The following is a 2,694-nucleotide window of genomic DNA, read 5'->3' on the forward strand; positions in this document are numbered from 1 at the left end:
CCACTCAGCCCTCGGCGGAAAGTCGCCATGGACAAGACTGAACAACCTTCTTGGAAACGACACCTAGTCCGCATGGTGGTGGATGGGGCTTTCCAGGCAAGAGAAAGGTTCTCGGCGAGGGCGACGAAATCAGGATGCTCCTCCTCGGCGGCGGCGTTGCACAGTTCGTCGACGCGTCGCTGGCAGTTATGAACGCGCTGCAAGGCGTTCTCCCAGGCTCGTTCCAACTGGGCGGCGATCAGCCGGTTGTCGGGATCGCAGGCGGCGTAACGCCGCTCGGCCAATAACGCGTCATACCGAGCCTGTTGCAGTTCGAGTTCGGCGATACGCTGCTTCTCCCGATCCTGCTCCTTCAGCATGAGCATGGCCTCCATTGCGGCCTCGATCGCCATGGGCTGCACCGCCTGCAGCATCTGTACCGCGACAATATCATCGATGCGCCGCCCGCCCAGACTGAAGCAGCGGCGATGTCCGGCCTGCAGGTTCGGCAGGTCGCACCTGTAGACCGGACGTGCCGTGCTTGCGCGGGAACGGCCGCCGCCGCTGACATAGGCGGTCCTTAGGCGGCGGCCGCAGCAGATGAGACCCGACAAAAGCGCCTGGCCGCCGCGGCCGGACTTGGCCTCGGCGCTGGCGTGGCCATAGGCGTTGCCGGCCAGCACCGCCTGATTCCGCTCATACTCCATCCAGACGATATAGCCCTGGTGGTGCTCTTTGATGAATACGTCCCACGCTTCCATGGGCTTGCGATGGCCGTAGCTCTTGTGCGCCCGACCCGCCACGATCTCGGTTCGCTTCTGGCTCTTCCCGTAGGCGTAAACCCCGGCATAGAAGGGGTTCTTCAGGATCCCGATGACATTGCGATACCGTATCGGCCGCCAGTCGAAGGAGGTCATCGTCACCCCGTCCGACGGATAGGGAAAGTGGATGCCCTCGTGAGCCATCCAGAGCAGCACCTGACGCGCACTGCCCAGTTCCCGGAACTTGCGGAAGATGAGCCGAATGACCTCCTGGAGCCGAAGATCCGGATCCAGCCCGAGGCCGACCTGCCGGTCCCAGACATAGCCGATCGGCACGCTCAGCCGCAGTTCGCCGCGGCCGGCCTTGGATCGCGCAGCCTTGTACATGCGCGAGCGAATGATGCCGAGCTCGAACTCGCTGATGCTGCCCTTCATGCCGAGTAGCAGGCGATCATTGGGATGCCATGGGTCGTAAATGCCATCCAGGTCGATGACCCGCGCCTCGACCAGGCCGCACAGTTCCAGCAGATGATGCCAATCGCGGCCATTGCGCGCCAGGCGCGACGCTTCCAGGCACAAGACCGCACCGACCTCTCCAGCGCACAGGGCCGCCACGAGCCGCTCGAAACCAGGGCGGGCTACCGCGCCGCTTGCGCTGCGTCCGAGATCGTCGTCGATAACCTCGATCTCGGCGAACCCGGCGCGTCGCGCCACCTCCACCAGTTCGTACTGACGTCGCTGACTCTCCAGGTTCTGCTGAACCTGCTGCGACGATGACTGGCGGACGTAAACGACCGCCTTGCGCCGCACGATGGCTACCGGGAGTTGATCGTTACGGGCTGTCATCGCCGAGCTCCCGTAAGGGGGCGCCGGCGGCCTCCAGCAACAGGATGGCCAGCGTCCGCAACGCGGCCTGACGTTCCGCCGGTGTCATGTCCAGCAGGCGCACGTCCTCGAATATCAGCTTGAGTTGCGCCGCGAAGCGCAGCGGTCTCCTGTGCGCCAATGCCAGTTCCCGGCCTGGCTCGATCTTCATGGGCAACGACATCGCCAGTCTCCTCACCCGCGACGGACTTGTCGCGGGTGAAAGCCAAGCGCGATTCGCAGGCGACGAGCACTTCATGCAGGGCGCTGAGTGCCGAAAGACACACGCGCGGCTCGCCAACCGTCAGCCCGGCGCAAAGTACCGGGTCAAGCTTCCAGCCCGCGATCAAGCCTACGCCGCCGGAGGGCAAATCGACATGTGCGACGCCRCCGACGCCGCGGCGCTCAAACTTGATGCAGCGCACCCGCTGCCCATAAAGCGGATGCCATCGGTAATGCACAACAACATCTGCCTCGACATGGGCAGAATGACTGCGAGATGGCGCTCGGCCGAAAAGCCTGGCTYTTCGCCGGATCAGACCGCGGCGCTGAGCGCGCCGCCTTCATGTACACCTTGATCGGCACCGCAAAGCTCAACGACGTCGATCCGCAAGCCTGGCTCGCCGACGTCCTCGCCCGCATCGCCGACACGCCGCAAAGCCGTCTCGGCGAGCTCCTCCCGTGGAACTGGCGTCGCGCCCAGATGAAGGCCGCCGCATGATGGCAAGGCGACCGAAGCCAAGCGAGGACGAACGACGCAAATTTCTGCGTGACCTGACCGAAGTCGGCCCATCCAAGCCCATCGGCTATCTGCCGCTCTATACGATCAAGGACTTTGTCCAGCTCTCACCGGAAACTGTCGCCGCTACCGCAACCGCCCGCGGCCTGACGACTGCGCAGTTCAACACGAAGGAATGCTGTATCAAGAGCGGCGCACTTTACGTCTACCATCGTGAGGCACTCGCCAGCCTTTTGGAGACGCAGGCTGCTGTGATCAACGCTGCAGGGCTTCCGCTCGACCCAGATCGCTTCGTGGCGCACATCGCCGCCGTCTGGTTCGAGGCAGACCACCCGGCCCGCGCCGTCATCA

At 64.1% G+C, this 2,694-nt stretch carries 3 protein-coding genes and 2 pseudogenes; 3 read left to right on the plus strand and 2 right to left on the minus strand.

From position 1 onward, the window contains the following. Positions 1 to 1,586: recombinase family protein (locus AC1D34_RS36410; protein ID WP_476826887.1), on the minus strand; the 1,586-nt coding region annotated here is incomplete at its 3' end. Continuing rightward, on the minus strand, positions 1,573 to 1,776 hold the full coding sequence (locus AC1D34_RS36415) for a hypothetical protein (RefSeq protein ID WP_476826888.1): 204 nt from the start codon (positions 1,774 to 1,776) through the stop codon (positions 1,573 to 1,575). The genes AC1D34_RS36415 and AC1D34_RS36410, both read right to left, overlap by 14 nt. Between AC1D34_RS36415 and AC1D34_RS36420 the strand changes: the two genes are divergently transcribed. The 3 genes and pseudogenes from AC1D34_RS36420 to AC1D34_RS36430 all read left to right on the plus strand — a co-directional run. Then, positions 1,775 to 2,182 (plus strand): hypothetical protein, encoded by a 408-nt coding sequence (locus AC1D34_RS36420; RefSeq protein ID WP_476826889.1) that lies wholly within the window; start codon positions 1,775 to 1,777, stop codon positions 2,180 to 2,182. The two genes, AC1D34_RS36415 and AC1D34_RS36420, sit on opposite strands and share 2 nt — an antisense overlap. Beyond that, a pseudogene (locus AC1D34_RS36425) lies at positions 2,104 to 2,325 on the plus strand (transposase domain-containing protein); the annotation flags it as partial. The gene AC1D34_RS36420 and the pseudogene AC1D34_RS36425, both read left to right, overlap by 79 nt. After that, positions 2,286 to 2,694 (plus strand): annotated as a pseudogene (locus AC1D34_RS36430) (hypothetical protein); the annotation flags it as partial. The pseudogenes AC1D34_RS36425 and AC1D34_RS36430, both read left to right, overlap by 40 nt.

Source organism: Allobosea sp. P1_A7, from assembly GCF_056406775.1.